The sequence below is a fragment of the Pedobacter sp. 22163 genome, from assembly GCF_052045595.1.
In the GTDB taxonomy this organism is placed as follows: domain Bacteria; phylum Bacteroidota; class Bacteroidia; order Sphingobacteriales; family Sphingobacteriaceae; genus Pedobacter.
Window position 1 is genome coordinate 1 of the sequence record NZ_JBQEPM010000010.1, and the last position, 16,387, is coordinate 16,387.

Here is a 16,387-nt window from a genome sequence, read left to right on the forward strand (position 1 = left end):
GAGCGCTGAGTTTTTCGCAAAGCACGCTAAGCATTTTGTTTTTTTACCACCGAGTGCACAAAGTTTTCACAGAGGGCACTGAGTTTTTATTATTTTTAACCGCAAAGAGCGCTGAGTTTTTCGCAAAGCACGCTAAGCATTTTGTTTTTTTACCACCGAGTGCACAAAGTTTTCACAGAGGGCACTGAGTTTTTATTATTTTTAACCGCAAAGAGCGCTGAGTTTTCGCAAAGCACGCTAAGCATTTTGTCTTTTTACCACCGAGTGCACAAAGTTTTCACGGAGGGCACTGCGTTTTTATTATTTTTAACCGCAAAGAGCGCTAGTTTTTCGCAAAGCACGCTAAGCATTTTGTTTTTTTTACCACCGAGTACACTAAGTTTTCACAGAGGGCACTGAGTTCTATTTTTTTGTTTACCACAAAGGCGCGAAGGGCACCAAGGTTTTTCTATCGGATTTCACACTTAAGGTTGGGCAATTGATAAACAATTTCTTTGTAATCTCTGTGCCAACCTCCGTGTCCTCTGTGGTTAAATTTTTTACTTTATTATTTTTTTAAATAGATTGCTTCGTCATACTTCCTCGCAATGACGATTCATCTTAAGCTATTGCAGGTATTTCACCTATTATTATTTTATTTTTTACTTTATCTTTTTCTTCTTTTGTTAACGCATTTGCATTTTCTTCTACATCGCGGCTTACGCTTAGTATAATCCCGAAAGCCACACTGGTAAAAATCATTGATGTACCGCCCATACTTACCAATGGCAGCGGAACCCCTGTTACCGGACCCAACCCTACAGCTACCGCCATGTTTGCAAAGGCCTGTATGGTCAGACTGAAACTCAGTCCGGCCGCAAGCAATGCACCGAAGGCCTTGGGTGCCCGTGTTACGATCTTGATACATCGGTATAAAAGCACCAGGTATAGTATCATGATTACAATTCCTCCCACAGTTCCCCATTCTTCAATAATAATGGCGAAAATAAAATCGGAATACGGATGTGGTAGGAAATTGCGTTGTGTACTATTACCTGGTCCTTTACCAAAAACACCACCAGTAGCTAAGGCAATTTTTGCCTGATCTGCCTGGAAAGTTTTATCTGAATGCTGCATTTCAGGATGTATAAACGTATTAATACGCGACATGTATGTTTTTCTCCTTGGACCCAAAAAGAAAACAAAGAGCAGGAGTACGAAACCGCCTGCACAAACAATCGCGATCTGTTTAATACTGATCCTACCGATAATTAACAGCAAAATACTTACACCAAACAGCATTAATGCTGTAGATAGGTTGGCTAGTGCGATTAAAACAAACACCACACAAACCGAGCCCATAATTGGTATAAATGACTCTTTAACATTTTTAATATTTTCTTGCTTTTTGGTTAGCATCCTGGCCAAAAAGGTAATCAATGCCAGTTTAGCCAAATCCGAAGTTTGAAAGGTTAATCCGATTACCGGTATTTTAACCCATCTTGATGCATCGTTCAAATTCGTTCCGAATATTAGCGTATAAAACAGCAACGGAATGGTAACGATCATCAGTACCTTTGAAATACCCGCATAATAGCGATAATCGAGCAGGTGGGCAATATAGATCATCCCGATACCCATCAGCACAAAAATTAAGTGTTTGGTAAGTAAAAGCTTTTCTACCGCTTCTCCTTTTTTATATGCCAAGGTACCTGTTGCACTGTACACCGCCATTACGGATATAAGCGAAAGCAGGATGATGATCAGCCAGATCCATCTATCGCCTTTTGTTTTATTAAGTAGTGCCTGGAACATATATTGTACCTCCTATTATAATTCTCTAACTGCCGCTTTAAACTGGTTGCCGCGGTCTTCATAATTTTTGAACAGATCGAAACTTGCACAGGCTGGCGATAATAATACTGCATCACCACGTTTAGCCAAATGGAAAGCAATCTGCGCTGCTTCATCAGCTGAAAAAGTATTTACAATTACTTCTACATCATCCTCGAAAGCATCGTGGATACGTTTGTTGTCCTTACCCAAACAAACGATAGCCTTAACCTTGCTTTTAACCAGATCTTTAAGCATGTTGTAATCGTTTCCTTTATCAACACCGCCCATAATCAGCACTACATCGCTGGTCATACTCTCTAAAGCATACCAGGTAGAGTTCACATTGGTGGCTTTACTGTCGTTGATAAAATCGATCCCCGAAATTTTGGCCACATGCTCTAACCTGTGCTCAATATTTTTGAAATTGCCCATGCTTTCGCGGATGGTCTCATTTCTTAATTCTAAAACTTTAGACACAATGCCTGAGGCCATAGAATTGTAAATGTTGTGCTTGCCCTGTAAGGCTAAATCTGAAATAGACATGGTTAGTTGGTTATTTGGTTCTGTAAGGATATGTATAGTAGTTTCTTCTAAATAAGCACCCAGTTCTACTTTTTTAGTAATTGAAAAGGGATAGGCTTTCGCCACAGGCTTAATCAGCGCGATAGCTTTTAGGCTCTCTTCGTCATCTGCACAATAAATGAAAACATCTTGCGCTGTCTGGTTTTGAACAATCCGCATTTTAGATGCAGCATATTTTTCCAGTTTATAATCGTAACGGTCTAAATGATCTGGAGTAATGTTGAGCAAAACAGCAATATCTGCTTTAAAAGCGAACATATCATCAAGCATGAAGCTTGAGATTTCCAGCACATAATATTCGTAATCTTCCGTAGCCACCTGTGCAGCAAAACTCTGTCCGATATTACCTGCCAGGCCCGCATTTAAACCCGCATTTTTCAGGATATGATAAGTTAATAAACTTGTAGTCGACTTACCGTTTGACCCCGTAATACAGATGGTTTTTGCATTGGTATATCTTTTGGCAAATTCAATTTCCGAAACCACAGGAATCCCTTTTGCAACCAATTTTTTAATAATTGGCGCTGTAGGCGGAATACCCGGACTTTTAATTACCTCTGTTGCATTTAAGATCAGTTCTTCGGTATGTTTTTCATATTCGAACGGAATGGAAAGTTTTTCTAATGCAGCTTTATATTTATCGGTAATTACGCCATAATCGGAAACAAAAACATCGAAACCTTTTGCCTGGGCCAATTTTGCGGCACCAACCCCACTTTCGCCGGCACCAAGAATAACCACACGGCCCTGCCCGGTCATCGCTGACTTAGTATTGCTTGATGTGATGTTATTCGTGCTCATTATTTATTTTTATCAATTTTTACTACCTAAGAGATCTCAATCTCTTCTTTTTACCACCTTAGACACCTGAAGGCACCTTAGTTATTTTTCTTTTAAAGTTGAAACCTTACACCCTCAGCCTTTAAACCTTCCACCTTGAACTACCTTAACTTCAATGTTACAATGGTCATAATTGCAAGCATGATTCCGATAATCCAGAAGCGGGTTACAATTTTGGCTTCATGATATCCCTTTTTCTGATAATGGTGATGTAAAGGCGACATCAGGAAAATCCTGCGGCCTTCGCCAAATTTCTTCTTGGTATATTTAAAATAAGATACCTGCATAATTACCGACACCAGTTCTACCAGGAATATTCCACATAAAATCGGAATCAACAGCTCCTTGCGGATCATGATGGCAAATGAGGCGATGATTCCCCCAATGGCCAAACTTCCGGTATCGCCCATAAAAATCTGCGCAGGGTAAGAGTTGTACCAAAGGAAACCTACGCAGGAACCCACAAATGCACCTGCAAAAATCATCAGCTCTGCAGAATTTGGGATATACATAATATTGAGGTAATCGGCCATAATGGTATTACCGGATACATAAGCCAAAATACCTAGGGTGATCCCGATTACTGCCGAAGTTCCAGTAGCTAAACCATCAATCCCGTCGGTAATGTTTGCCCCGTTCGATACCGCCGTGATAATAAATACCGTTACAATCAGGAAGATAAAAAATGCATATTTCTGGTAATCGGTACCCAAAAACTTCAATACTTTTGCATAATCGAACTCATTGTTCTTATAAAAAGGCATATTGGTTTTAGTCGATTTTACATCTTGTGTATAATAAAAGGTTTCTCCCTTTTGGCGCAATACCATCGGAACCGTAGAAGTGCTTTTTACATCGTCCTGTACAGTTTCCCTTACCACAATATTTGGATGAAAGTACATGGTGCAACCTACAATTAAGCCTAAACCAACCTGACCAACAACTTTAAAACGACCTGCTAAACCTTCTTTATTCTTTTTGAAAACTTTGATATAATCATCTAGAAAACCTACAGCCCCCATCCAGATCGTGGTGATGATCATTAAAATCACATAGATATTGGAGATATTGGCAAATAACAGGGTCGGAATAAGAATACCAAGCAAAATAATGATACCCCCCATTGTTGGCGTACCTTGTTTTTGCATCTGTCCTTCTAAACCTAAATTTCTTACTATTTCTCCAACCTGTTTTTTATGCAGGTAATCAATTAACCTACGTCCGTAAACGGTAGTAATTACTAATGATAAAATAATAGAGATAGATGCACGGAAAGTGATGTACTGAAACAACCTTAACCCAGGTATATCATAATGCTTATGCAGGTATTCGAATAATAAATATAACATTAGCTGATTGGTTTTAATTGTTCAAGTAAAATTTCTTTATCATCAAAATGGTTCCTTACGCCATTAATTTCCTGGTATTTCTCATGCCCTTTACCAGCAACAAGAATAATATCTCCTGGTTGCGCTAAATGGCAGGCTGTTTTTATTGCCTCTTTTCTATCTAAAATGGATAGCGTTTTACGCTTATTGGTTGGTGACACACCTGCTTCCATTTCGCTGATAATCGCCTGTGGATCTTCCGTTCTGGGATTGTCGGAGGTTAGGATCACTTTATCGCTCCAATCGCAGGCTACCTGAGCCATAATAGGGCGTTTGGTTTTATCACGATCTCCCCCACATCCAATCACCGTGATTACCTGTTCGGTTCCTTTGCGGATATTGGCAATAGTGCTCAATACATTCTGAACAGCATCTGGCGTATGCGCATAATCTACAATACCTATAATCTTATCTGCAGAGGTGATGTAATCAAATCTTCCTTCAGCGCCTGATAAACGGCTCAACAAAGTCAGCACCTTTAACTTATCCTGCTCCAACAAAATCGCTGTTCCATACACGGCCAATAAATTGTACGCATTGAAAGAGCCTACAAGCTTGAAGTAAACGTCTTCGTTATCGATATCTAAATGCAGGCCACTAAACTGGTTCTCAATAATTTTTGCTTTGAAATCAGCCAGTTGTTTAAGTGCATAAGTCTTTTTATGCGCTTTAGTGTTCTGCAGCATTACCACACCGTTTTTATCGTCAATGTTGGTCAATGCAAATGCCGATTTAGGCAAAACATCAAAAAATGCTTTTTTTGCTTTCAGGTAAGCATCAAAAGTTTTATGAAAATCTAAATGATCGTGTGTTAAATTTGAAAACACACCACCAGAAAAAGTTAAACCTTCGATCCGGTGTTGAGAAACCGCATGTGAGCTTACTTCCATAAAACAGTAATCGCAACCTGCATCGACCATTTCTCTTAGGAGCTGATTTAATGCGATCGGATTTGGTGTGGTATGTGTTGCCGCCACTACCGTATCATTGATATAATTCTCTACCGTTGATAAGAGCCCGGTTTTGTAACCTAAATCTTTAAATAATTTAAAAAGAATAGTAGCAATGGTGGTTTTTCCGTTGGTTCCTGTTATGCCGATGAGTTTCAGATCTGCTGATGGATTTCCAAAATAATTCCCGGCAATGATACCCAAAGCCACCGCAGTGTTTTCTACTTTGATGTAGGTAACCGTAAAGTCCTGGATCTCTGGCAAATTCTCGCAGATAATTACACCTGCCCCCTGCTCAATGGTCTGCTCAATAAACTGGTGTCCATCAGCCACAGTACCCACTACAGCAAAAAAGATATCATCTTTACTTACTTTACGCGAATCGAAATTCAGCGCATTGATTTCCCTATCGGTTTTACCAACCAATTCTTTAATCGTTACGCCATAAAGTAAATCCTGTAATTGCATCATATTAATTATTGAATGATTGAATTAGAGAATGATAGAATGTGGCTATAGCCTTTAAACATTCACTCATTCAAAATTCTCTCATTTTATCATATCTTATTAATTATTGAATGATTGAATTAGAGAATGATAGAATGGGGCGATCGCCTACAACATTCATTCACTCAAAATTCACTCATTCAATCATGTATTAATTTAACTCTATCTGTACACCCAATCCTTTACCCACCTTTGTTCCGGCGATTATGGATTGACTGACCACTTTTCCAGAACCCGAAACCTTTGTTTTCAAGCCCGCATTCCCTAAAAGGTACAGTGCATCTTTTAATCCCATTCCCGCCACATTTGGCATCACACCTTTACGCTCGTTATTTTCTTGAAAAACTGTTCCTGCACTGGTATCTATAATATTGTAATATTCAGATTTTGAAGCAAAAAGCGGTTTAAAACCAAATGCTTTATACACTTTCTGAGTCGCTTTACTCTGTCCTGCTTTTGTTGGTGGGTTACCTGTATTACCTACCAAACGGGTCGGCATATCGTTATACATCTGCATATCGCTGGCATAAATACGGTCGGCCACTTCCCTAAAAACAGGTCCAGAAACCAAAGCACCATAATACCCTCCTTTTGGATCATTAATTACCACAATCATCGAATATTTTGGTTTATCTGCAGGAAAGTACCCCACAAACGAGGCCTGGTATTGTCTTTTAGCCTTATACCCTTTGTTTGCATCAGCTACCTGAGCAGTACCTGTTTTACCGGCAATTTTATAAAGCGGGTTGTGAACATATTGTTTACCGCTTCCTTCAGTAACCACCCCTTCCAGCATGTTTTTGATTTTACTCAAAGTAACATCTGAACAGATCTTATCTTTAATCACCCTGGCTTTAAACTGCTCAATCGGGTTACCTAACCTTCTGATCTCTTTTACAAAAATTGGCGCAATATATTTTCCATTATTTGCAACCGCATTATAAAATGACAACATCTTTAATGGGGTCAACTGCATCTCGTACCCATAGGCCATTTGCGGCAAAGTCATGTTTTTGTTCCAACTTTTATTTGATGGATTTTTTACTACAGGTTTTGCTTCACCTGGTATTTGTAAATCCATACTTTCATTCAGATGCCAATTATATAAATGATCGGTAAACTTTTTAGGATTAGCACCATATTTACTATTCACAAGATAAGACACAGCTGCGTTTGATGATTGTTCGAATGCTTTTTTAACGGTTACCACACCAATGCTGCCGTGCGAATCCTTGATCATGTGACCGGGTATTTTATAATTACCTGTGCCCACCATTGTATTGGTATCCACCAGCTCATCTTCCAAAAGCGCCATATAAGAGGCTAGTTTAAAAGTTGAACCCGGATCCTGGTTACCTGCAATCGCGTAATTAAATTTTTCTTTGTAAACACCCTCTTCCACTTTAGAATAATTGGCTACTGCTCTGATTTCGCCGGTAGCAACCTCCATTACAATTACCGCACCGTGGTCGGCATCGTACTTAATCAACTGCTTCTCTAAAGCACTTTGCGCCAGATCCTGCATATTGATATCAATGGTTGAAATAATATCAGCACCATCTTTCGGAGCCACCTCAGCCTCCTCGTTTACTGGGATATATACACCCCCAGCGATACGCTGCATTAATCTTTTCCCGGTTTCTCCGTTGATATATTCTTTATACGCTCCTTCTAAACCCACACCGTTTTTAACATTTTCGTTTTTATACCCAATGGTACGGGCAGCCAAAGCCTGAAAAGGAAGAATCCGTTTATTCTGCTGAACAGCAATTAAACCGCCGCTAAACTTACCGATGTTATATAACGGAAAAGTCCTGATGGTTTTAAGATCAGCATAACCCACTTTACGGTGGATCAGTAAATAGCGCGAGCTATCCTGACGACCTTTACGCAGGTATCTAGCATATTCCTTAGCCGTTTTATCCTGAAAGAGCTGAGCTAATTTATAACCCAGTGAATCTACTTTCTCGTTAAATACTTTATCATCGGCAATACCACCAGCAAACATATCCATACGCAGTTCGTATTCTGGTATCGAAGTAGCCAGTAAACTGCCATCGTTAGAATAAATATTCCCACGGGTAGCCTCCACATTTACATATCGTGTAGAAAGACTATCTGCCATAGCTTTCCATTTTTTCCCTTGCACATACTGTACCTGACCTAGGCGTAAAAACACCGCGAAAGCAAAAAGCACAATTAAGCCAAATGCCAGATATACACGAAGCAAGATGTTTGCTCTAATATTCATCGCTTTTAACAATTATTTTTTTTGGTGGTTCAATCAGTTCTTTTATCCCAAGGGTATCTACCTTTTTGGCAACCTCTGTCAATTTACTCTTGAACATCAGGTCGGCCTTGAGGGATTTATACTCCCATCTTAATTCTTTTACTTCTTTATTTAATTTATCAATCCGGCGAACATTGTTTACCGCAAAGTGACTATTGGCAATGTAAATCATTCCCAAAAGTGCCAGAAAACACAAATAAGGCAAAGCATCAGTTGCCGCCTCTTTACTTACTAATCCATCATTAAAAAGCTTGCTGATAAATGAATTGCTATCCATTTTTTCTTCAGCAGTTTTTGGCCTTTTGGGCGCAGCTTTTAATTCTGGTTCAGGCCCAACTTCTTCCTCCTCTATCTCTTCCCTAAACCTGTTCATATCTTTTCTGCAATTCTTAGTTTCGCACTGCGGGCCCTATTGTTTTGAGCAATCTCCTCATCAGTGGCAATTATCGCTTTTCGTGTAATTACATTAAATGGCTTTTGCTGGTTTCCGAAGAAATCCTTTTCTACTTCACCCTGAAATTTGCCTTTCGCCATAAAGTTCTTAACCGGCCTATCTTCTAAAGAATGATAAGACATGACCACTAAATGACCGCCAGGCTTCAACACATCAGCAGCCTGTAGCAGAAAATCTTCAAGCACCTGGATTTCGGCATTCACCTCTATACGTAACGCCTGAAACACCTGCGCCAGATATTTATTCTCTTTTCCTTTTGGGATATAACCGGCAATCGCCTCCTTCAAGCTGTCGATATCAGTAAAAGGCTGCTCTAAACGTGAAGTCACGATGGCACGGGCCAGCGATTTAGCATTCTTCACTTCTCCATAAATCCCAAAGATTTTATGCAGTTTATCCTCTGTATAGGTATTCAATATTTCGGCAGCCGTTAAGTCACGGTGCTGATCCATACGCATATCCAGATCGGCATTATGACGGATAGAGAAACCTCGCTGCGGCACATCGAACTGATGCGAAGAAACCCCAAGATCAGCCAGAATACCATCCACCTGCTTAAAACCTTTTAAGCGGAGATTGTTTTTTAAAAACCCAAAGTTCTGATCTATGAAAATAAAGCGATCGTCAGCAGGAACATTCGCTTGTGCGTCAGGATCCTGATCAAAAGCAATCAATCTTCCTTTCGGACCAAGATGTTTCAAAATCTCTCTCGAATGACCACCGCCGCCAAAAGTAACATCCACATACACGCCGTCAGGCTTGATATTCAAACCATCAATGCAAGGCTGCAACATTACAGGAACATGGTAATTATTCGCCATCTACTACTCCTTTCTTATCACCCATTACTTTCTGGGCAAGGCTTGCAAAATTGGCCGGAACATCATCAAAAATATCTTCGTATGCTTTTTTATCCCACACCTCGATACGATCCAACTGACAGGCCAGAACAAGATCACTGCCGATGCCCGCATATTCTACCAAAGATTTCGGCAAAAGCACCCGGCCGGCAGCATCAAGCGAAAGCTCGGTTGCCCCACGCGTAAAAGCTCGTACAAAGGCCCTGTTTTCCTGATCGTAAATATTAAGCTTGGCAAGATCGGCCACAACAGCATCCCATACTTTTTTAGGATAGATCACCAGGTTTTTTTCAAAACCCCGGTTAATAATGAGCCCATCATTTTCGGCATTAGGCAATTGTTTCTTAAGCGCAGCAGGTACCATAAGGCGTCCCTTTGCGTCAAGTTTACAATCAAATTCTCCTAAAAGTTGGGTCATAGTGGTATCTACACTTTATATCTAGTGTAAAAGTAAAGAGTTCTACCACTTTTTACCACTTTTTACCACAAAAAAGTTTTCCACATCTTTTTTGTTACAATTATGATGCTGCAATATACCTAGAATAAGTAGATCAGCACAAAACAAAAAGCCTTAACAATTGATAATAAGGCCATTAAAATAAAAATAACGAGAAGTGTCACACTCGCCCAATTTCTACTATATTTATTGGATTTTTCTCCAAAAGCACTCATTAATAGCTTTTAAAAAGTGGGAGAACCTCCCACTTTTTTATTTATTTACCATAATTTTTGCAAAAAAATCAGAAGAGAAAGATACTACTTTTTCATAGCCAGTACTTTCCTGATCTGTCCGACTATAAGCTGTGATTCGCTGGCTTGGATCACATGACCGCTTTTCTCTGCGCTGACTAACCAGCTGTCCGTAGAGAGTTTTAAGAAATCTGCTTGAAGACTCGCAACCAGATGCTGATATTCTTTTTTGATGGATTCGTCTTTAAAGCCTTTTGTACGGATAGCTGAGGTTCCGGTAATCACTGCGCGGTTTGAATTTATTCAGGTCCAACTCAAAATATCACTTATTTAGACTTATTAAAAATAATTTGGAGGAAAGCATTTAAAACGATTTCTTTGTAAGCGTAAACCAATATTGCACAACGAGATGCTACGCTCAAAAATGAAATCAGAAAACACCTCCAAAAAATTAAATTGGGCAAAACACCAAAAAAGGTGGTTCGGTAAATGGCATCTTTATGTTGGTATTATTGCCGGCGCAATTGTAGCCTTTGTAGGTGTTACAGGAAGTATCCTGGTTTTTCAGGATGAGATAGACCGCGCGCTGAACCCTAATCTGTTCGAAGTAATTGCGCAGAAACAAAAAATGCCAATTGAGGAAATTGTGCCTTTGATCAGAAAAAACTATCCCAGCTTAAAAATTGATTACCTGATGCTTAACAACTTCAAAAATCCCAATGAAGCATACAGCGTTCTGAATTTAAAAAGTGGTGGAGAAACTTTTATTAATCCATATACTGGAAAAACAACTGGTAAACGAATACACACCAGTTCTTTTATCCATGTGGTTACCGAGCTGCACCGAACTTTGCTTATTCCTGTAGCAGGCCGTTACATCTGTGGTTTAGCTTCTCTCTGCCTTTTAATTTTAACCATTTCTGGCCTGCGTTTATGGATCCCAAAAAAATGGAAACAACTAAAATCGGCACTTACCGTAAGGTTTAGCGGCTCATTTAAGCGGCAAAATTACGATTGGCACAATTCACTCGGGTTTTACTCCTCTCCCATCGTAGCAATATTGAGCCTTACCGGTTTTTCGATTACTTTTTCTACGCTTGTTATTCCACTGTTATTTTTGCTTAGCGGGAAATCTCCTCAGGGCGTAGCTGCGTTATTGGGTGCAAAATCTGCATGGCATGCACAAGCTGTACCCCTTCCACTTAAAGAGATTGTTGCCGCAGCGAAAGAAAAAATGCCCAATGGTTACATTGGTGGGATTTCTTTTCCGGCCGATAAAACAGGCGCCTACCGCTTAGATGTAGTGACTGGAAACCTGCCTAAAGTTGGAAAAAGAGAAATGCTTATTGTTGATCAATATACGGGAAAAGTGTTATTGAACAGCCGGAAGGATTTCCCTAATGTTGGCAATGCTTATCTTAGCTGGTTAACGCCAATCCACTATGGAAGCTTTGGCGGCAGGCCAACACAGATTATTGCCATCATTGCCGGCTTAATGCCACTTGCCTTATTTATTACTGGTTTTATTATCTGGTGGCCACGTTATAAGAAACAAAAGAAAGGCAAAAAACGAAAAACGAATGAAGCAGCTTTAGATGAGGCATTGGAAACTCCGACGATTGAAAAAGAATTAAAACCTGCGAAAACAACAACACCGCTTCCGAAACTGGGCAGTTATTTCCTTTTACAGTTTAAATCGGGATTAAAATATGCAATGATTATCCTTCCGATTAGTTTTATTATGGGTGCACTCTATGGCCTCCCTTCAGGAATTGTTATCCAGCCGGCCATTTTCGTAGTGGCTTTTAGCTGCGTGATGGTCTGTTTGAATTTTATATGCGCATTGTTATCAGAAATATTCAATATTCTTTTTCTACTTCCTTTTAAAAGGGGAAGCCATAGGGTAACAAGTTATTTTGCTTTATCAACTGCATTTTTTGTTTGTTACCTGGCTGTGTATGTCGTTCTGCTCAATACTGGTCTGGAAATCTTCTAAGTTACTGGCACCCTGCCTAAGGCTTGATGTTACCATCCGATTGATAACTCAAAAATTGTAAATTCTTATCGTGTCAGATGGTAACATCTGACATCACTGTTAAAATAAAAAGGGCCTGTACCATAGATTAAAATCACCATGATACAGACCTGGACATTACTGTTATTTCTTTTTCAATATGAAGCATAATCACTGCAAACAACACCTCGGTACAGCCTCTCCTATAAAAGATAATTATTTTGCTGGTGTAATTACAATTTTCCGGTATTCGATCGGTTCATGATCTCCCTGAAGATAAATAGGCCCGGGCTCTCCCTCATTACTATCCAATGCTCCTCCGGTAATACCCGGAATTTCCTGGTTACTGATGATGGTTTTGCCATTGGCTACCACTGTTACCAAACGGCCAACAAGGGTAATATCGTAGCGCTGCCATTCACCAGGCCCGAGTGTAACCATTTCATTGGCTGTTAAAAATCCATAAACACCACCGAATAGCACGCTGTTAGGGTGCGCATCTTTTTTGCTGTCCTCAATCTGCACCTCGTAACGGCCTCTTAAGTATACCCCACTGTTTCCCCCTTTGGCATATTTGAATTCTACATGGAGCTTAAAATCATTAAACTTCTGTTCGGAAATGAGATTTGAACCTGCTTTCGGACTGGTTAAAATACCGTTTTTAACTACCCATTGGTTTGGTCCATTGGTTTTCCAGCCAGATAGATCCTTACCATTGAACAAATTGATGGGTTTACCCCAGGCGGGTGCAACAGTCCTTTTCAGATAAGGTGCCTTAACACCTTTCCAGCTATATTGTTTACCATTGCAATCTATCATTGTTCCTTGAATTCCGGTATCGGCTACAGTGCCATCAATAATCAGATTCGAGGTACCACTTTCCCATTGTGGCGGAATTTCGAACCTAAACTTTCCATTGTCAAACTTCACTTCCGATACCGGACGCGCACTACCGGCAGTAGATACAAAATAACCAACCAATGTTTTCACGCCAGATAGTTTTACTTCCAGCCAGGCAGGTGCTGGTTTTCCGTTTACATCAACGGTAATGTCCCATCGGCCAATCAATGCTGCAGGCTCAATAGCAAGTTTAATATTACCAGGTATAGTTACTGACGAAGCAAATGTTTTTTGAGACAGACCTGCGAGGAGCAGACAGCTTATACTAAACAAAAAGATTTTTTTTCTCATAGATGTAATTTGATTTATTATGTACCTGATGTTTTCTAACCCAGGGCCACCACTAAGTTACAGGCCAAGGTAAATTGCCAGTAAGGTATGATTTATTTGTTTTAAGCGCAAGTAGCACCTGTCTCCTGCACAGTATCGTTACAAGATATTGCTGTATCATTATAACCATAAATCTTAAAAAACAAGTGTGCCAGGCAAACATATAGCTGTGCGGGTTGAAATCATCTAAAACAAAGGCCCTTGCAAACTGATCTGCAAGGGCCTCTTTTATTTTTAAGATTGATATTTTATCCATTAATGGCTTTAACACCTGGCAATTCTTTACCTTCCATATATTCGAGTAAAGCACCACCACCGGTAGAAACATAACTTACTTCATCTTCCATCCCGAATTTTGCAATTGCTGCAGCAGAATCGCCACCACCTATTAAAGAGAATGCGCCATTATCTTTAGTAGCCGCTACAACTGCCTCTGCAACAGCTTTAGTACCTACCTGAAAACTTTCCATTTCAAAAACGCCCATCGGTCCGTTCCACAATAAGGTCTTAGAATTTTTAATCACATCCTGGAATAAAGCAACCGATTTTGGACCGATATCCAGTCCCATCCAATCTGCAGGAATCTGACCAGAGTCTACATCTTTTTTATCGGCATCATTTGCAAATTTATCAGCAATTACCGTGTCTACAGGTAAAATCAGGTTTACACCTTTTGCTTTTGCTTTTTCAATCAGTTCTAAAGAAAGTGCTTGTTTATCAGCTTCTAATAATGAAGTACCGATTTCTCCTCCTTGTGCTTTAGCAAAAGTGTAAGCCATACCACCACCAATAATCAGGTTATCTACCTTATCCAGCAATTTTTCGATTAAAAGGATTTTATCAGATACCTTGGCACCGCCCATAATGGCAGTAAAAGGTCTTTCTGCATGGTTCAATATTTTCTCTGCATTTTCTACTTCTGAGGCCATTAAATAACCAAAGTATTTTGCATCTGGAAAAAACTGGGCAATAATTGAAGTTGAAGCATGTGCACGGTGAGCAGTACCAAAAGCATCGTTTACATAAACATCGCCTAATTTTGATAATTTCTCTGCAAAGGCAACATCACCTTTTTCTTCCTCTTTGTAAAAACGAAGATTTTCTAACAATAAAACTTCACCTGGTTTTAAATCAGCTGCCTGTTTTGCTGCGCTTTCGCCGATACAATCATCAGCAAACTTAACTTCAACACAAACAAGAGCAGATAGATCAGATAAGATGTGTTTTAAAGAATATTTATCGGTAGGGCCATCTTTCGGGCGGCCTAAGTGAGACATTAAAATAACCGCACCACCATCTTTTAAGATTTTAGAAATGGTTGGCAAAGCCGCCCTGATTCTTTTATCATCTGTAATTTTAAATTCGTCATCTAAAGGCACATTAAAATCTACCCTGATTAATGCTTTTTTATCTTTAAAGTCAAACTGGTCAATTGTATTCATGTTTAATTATTTTTGATTTAAGTTTAATTTCATTTCGTAATGGAACCCGATGCCTGGGATATCGAACTCTGGAGATTCGGTAGTGAAGCCGATTTTTTTGTAAAAAGCTGCCGCCGTTGAACGGGCATTACACCATAAATAATCGGTTTTATATTCTTTTAGATACTCAATTGCAAAAGTAACCAGTGCAGCACCATAACCATTTCCAACTGCATCAGGATGGGTGGCCATACCCCTAAGCTGATAGCCTTCTCCTTCTTCAGGAAAAAAATCGTTCCGCATAAATGTGGCTATCGATTTTATTTCTCCATCTTTTAAAAAACCCAGGTGAAAGGTATCATAAGCGGTATCGCCTTCAAAAATGCATGCTTCAAATGGTTTGCCATTGCGCAAAACCAGGCTTCTTAAAGGCAGAACTTCTTCGGGAAGAATAAATTTGACCATATTTTTAGTATCATTAGCTTGTATCGAGTATCAAGACACCGCCATAGGATGCACCGCAAACGTTTGCAAAGTTAATAAAGCAATTGAAACCCGATAATAATATCGACCTGATTTTTTAACATTTTAAATGCTGATCCAACAGACTTTAAAAACAAATAGATTATGTTTTGTTTTTTGTAAAGCAAGTTCATTACTGGTTGGCTACGTTCATTTAACAGAAGATAGTGCAAGAAAACTAAAAATGAATTCTACCAAGGAATTAAACTGGCGTTTTTATATTTCCTTGCACTGCCAAAGTGTTTAGCCCCGGGCATAGCGGCATCCCTGAAGCGCAGCGAAAGGATAAAGCGAAGAACGGGAACAATCTTTAATCGTAGATCAGACCTTGCGCTCCAAAAACCGATACTATTTTTTGTAAAGCAGGTTCATTGCCTGTAGGTTACTGTAGTCCTTCTTTCCGCTCCTATCTTTGTGATCGTAAGCAAATGATGATTGGCGCTGCAACAAAAAGGATAACCGCTGCAATAAGGTTTATTGAACCAAGGTTTGTGCATTAAGACCACAGCCAGATATCAACTTTAAAACTAAGGGTTGTTTTTGCATCGGTTTGCTTGCAGACAAGAAGTGTTTAGCCCCGGGCGTAGCGGCATCTCCAATGTCATTAAGTTAAGCCATCAGCACAGGCAAAAATAATTTAACCACAGATAGAAGGGATGCACACAGATATGGAAATTCGTGTTTATCTGTGTGCATCTGTGGTTAAAAGCTTCACTTAACTACAATTGAGCGGCATCTATGAAGCGCAGCGGAAGAATATACGAAAAACGGAAACAGACACTAATGGCTGTACTAGTTCTGTGCACCAAAAAAATTAAAGCCTC

The 16,387-nt window shown here is 39.6% G+C and carries 14 protein-coding genes; 1 reads left to right on the top strand and 13 read right to left on the bottom strand.

Going from position 1 to position 16,387, the window contains the following annotated elements:
* Positions 1 to 600 precede the first annotated feature (600 nt).
* The 9 genes from ACTJKN_RS22325 to ACTJKN_RS22365 form a co-directional block, all read right to left on the bottom strand.
* Entirely contained in the window at positions 601 to 1,794 is a 1,194-nt protein-coding gene (locus ACTJKN_RS22325) for an FtsW/RodA/SpoVE family cell cycle protein (RefSeq protein WP_440827916.1), read from the bottom strand.
* 15 nt (positions 1,795 to 1,809) lie between these two features.
* A complete protein-coding gene (gene murD, locus ACTJKN_RS22330) occupies positions 1,810 to 3,198 on the bottom strand; it encodes a UDP-N-acetylmuramoyl-L-alanine--D-glutamate ligase (RefSeq protein WP_440827917.1) in 1,389 nt (462 codons plus the stop codon).
* Between the two features lie 140 nt (positions 3,199 to 3,338).
* Entirely contained in the window at positions 3,339 to 4,586 is a 1,248-nt protein-coding gene (gene mraY, locus ACTJKN_RS22335; RefSeq protein WP_440827918.1) for a phospho-N-acetylmuramoyl-pentapeptide-transferase, read from the bottom strand.
* Positions 4,586 to 6,046: a UDP-N-acetylmuramoyl-L-alanyl-D-glutamate--2,6-diaminopimelate ligase gene (locus ACTJKN_RS22340; RefSeq protein ID WP_440827919.1), complete on the bottom strand. Its 1,461-nt coding sequence runs from the start codon at positions 6,044 to 6,046 to the stop codon at positions 4,586 to 4,588. Before ACTJKN_RS22340 ends, mraY begins: the two co-directional genes overlap by 1 nt.
* 187 nt (positions 6,047 to 6,233) lie before the next feature.
* Positions 6,234 to 8,333, bottom strand: a complete 2,100-nt coding sequence (locus ACTJKN_RS22345; protein WP_440827920.1) for a penicillin-binding transpeptidase domain-containing protein — start codon at positions 8,331 to 8,333, stop codon at positions 6,234 to 6,236.
* Complete coding sequence (locus ACTJKN_RS22350) at positions 8,323 to 8,745, bottom strand: FtsL-like putative cell division protein (protein ID WP_108199761.1); 423 nt, start codon at positions 8,743 to 8,745, stop codon at positions 8,323 to 8,325. Before ACTJKN_RS22350 ends, ACTJKN_RS22345 begins: the two co-directional genes overlap by 11 nt.
* The gene (gene rsmH, locus ACTJKN_RS22355; protein ID WP_440827921.1) at positions 8,742 to 9,647 is read right to left on the bottom strand and encodes a 16S rRNA (cytosine(1402)-N(4))-methyltransferase RsmH; all 906 of its coding nucleotides are present in this window, start codon (positions 9,645 to 9,647) and stop codon (positions 8,742 to 8,744) included. The genes ACTJKN_RS22350 and rsmH overlap by 4 nt, the downstream gene beginning before the upstream one ends.
* Positions 9,637 to 10,104, bottom strand: coding sequence for a division/cell wall cluster transcriptional repressor MraZ (gene mraZ, locus ACTJKN_RS22360; protein ID WP_440827922.1), 468 nt, complete (start codon positions 10,102 to 10,104; stop codon positions 9,637 to 9,639). The genes rsmH and mraZ overlap by 11 nt, the downstream gene beginning before the upstream one ends.
* Before the next feature lie 338 nt (positions 10,105 to 10,442).
* Positions 10,443 to 10,661 carry a hypothetical protein gene (locus tag ACTJKN_RS22365; protein WP_440827923.1) on the bottom strand — a complete coding sequence of 73 codons (219 nt, stop codon included), beginning with the start codon at positions 10,659 to 10,661 and terminating at the stop codon, positions 10,443 to 10,445.
* A gap of 139 nt (positions 10,662 to 10,800) precedes the next feature.
* On the opposite strand from ACTJKN_RS22365, the gene ACTJKN_RS22370 reads away from it, so the two are divergent.
* Positions 10,801 to 12,372: a PepSY-associated TM helix domain-containing protein gene (locus ACTJKN_RS22370; RefSeq protein ID WP_440827924.1), complete on the top strand. Its 1,572-nt coding sequence runs from the start codon at positions 10,801 to 10,803 to the stop codon at positions 12,370 to 12,372.
* A 234-nt stretch (positions 12,373 to 12,606) separates the two neighbouring features.
* Here the strand turns inward: ACTJKN_RS22370 and ACTJKN_RS22375 are convergent, their stop codons facing one another.
* The 4 genes from ACTJKN_RS22375 to ACTJKN_RS22390 are packed head-to-tail and all read right to left on the bottom strand — an operon-like array spanning position 12,607 to position 15,506.
* Positions 12,607 to 13,581, bottom strand: a complete 975-nt coding sequence (locus tag ACTJKN_RS22375; protein ID WP_440827925.1) for a 3-keto-disaccharide hydrolase — start codon at positions 13,579 to 13,581, stop codon at positions 12,607 to 12,609.
* Positions 13,582 to 13,633: 52 nt separating this feature from the next.
* A complete protein-coding gene (locus ACTJKN_RS22380) occupies positions 13,634 to 13,876 on the bottom strand; it encodes a hypothetical protein (protein ID WP_440827926.1) in 243 nt (80 codons plus the stop codon).
* Positions 13,869 to 15,062 carry a phosphoglycerate kinase gene (locus tag ACTJKN_RS22385; RefSeq protein ID WP_440827927.1) on the bottom strand — a complete coding sequence of 398 codons (1,194 nt, stop codon included), beginning with the start codon at positions 15,060 to 15,062 and terminating at the stop codon, positions 13,869 to 13,871. The genes ACTJKN_RS22380 and ACTJKN_RS22385 overlap by 8 nt, the downstream gene beginning before the upstream one ends.
* Positions 15,063 to 15,068: 6 nt before the next feature.
* Positions 15,069 to 15,506 (bottom strand): GNAT family N-acetyltransferase, encoded by a 438-nt coding sequence (locus ACTJKN_RS22390; RefSeq protein WP_440827928.1) that lies wholly within the window; start codon positions 15,504 to 15,506, stop codon positions 15,069 to 15,071.
* Positions 15,507 to 16,387 lie beyond the last annotated feature (881 nt).

Bases quoted from the DNA above. Each gene is read 5' to 3' on its own strand.
- ACTJKN_RS22380 (WP_440827926.1), bottom strand. From the start codon at position 13,876: ATGGATAAAATATCAATCTTAAAAATAAAAGAGGCCCTTGCAGATCAG.
- ACTJKN_RS22370 (WP_440827924.1), top strand. From the start codon at position 10,801: ATGAAATCAGAAAACACCTCCAAAAAATTAAATTGGGCAAAACACCAA.
- ACTJKN_RS22340 (WP_440827919.1), bottom strand. From the start codon at position 6,046: ATGATGCAATTACAGGATTTACTTTATGGCGTAACGATTAAAGAATTG.
- ACTJKN_RS22375 (WP_440827925.1), bottom strand. From the start codon at position 13,581: ATGAGAAAAAAAATCTTTTTGTTTAGTATAAGCTGTCTGCTCCTCGCA.
- ACTJKN_RS22350 (WP_108199761.1), bottom strand. From the start codon at position 8,745: ATGAACAGGTTTAGGGAAGAGATAGAGGAGGAAGAAGTTGGGCCTGAA.
- mraY (WP_440827918.1), bottom strand. From the start codon at position 4,586: ATGTTATATTTATTATTCGAATACCTGCATAAGCATTATGATATACCT.
- ACTJKN_RS22390 (WP_440827928.1), bottom strand. From the start codon at position 15,506: ATGGTCAAATTTATTCTTCCCGAAGAAGTTCTGCCTTTAAGAAGCCTG.
- ACTJKN_RS22325 (WP_440827916.1), bottom strand. From the start codon at position 1,794: ATGTTCCAGGCACTACTTAATAAAACAAAAGGCGATAGATGGATCTGG.
- rsmH (WP_440827921.1), bottom strand. From the start codon at position 9,647: ATGGCGAATAATTACCATGTTCCTGTAATGTTGCAGCCTTGCATTGAT.
- ACTJKN_RS22345 (WP_440827920.1), bottom strand. From the start codon at position 8,333: ATGAATATTAGAGCAAACATCTTGCTTCGTGTATATCTGGCATTTGGC.
- murD (WP_440827917.1), bottom strand. From the start codon at position 3,198: ATGAGCACGAATAACATCACATCAAGCAATACTAAGTCAGCGATGACC.
- ACTJKN_RS22385 (WP_440827927.1), bottom strand. From the start codon at position 15,062: ATGAATACAATTGACCAGTTTGACTTTAAAGATAAAAAAGCATTAATC.
- mraZ (WP_440827922.1), bottom strand. From the start codon at position 10,104: ATGACCCAACTTTTAGGAGAATTTGATTGTAAACTTGACGCAAAGGGA.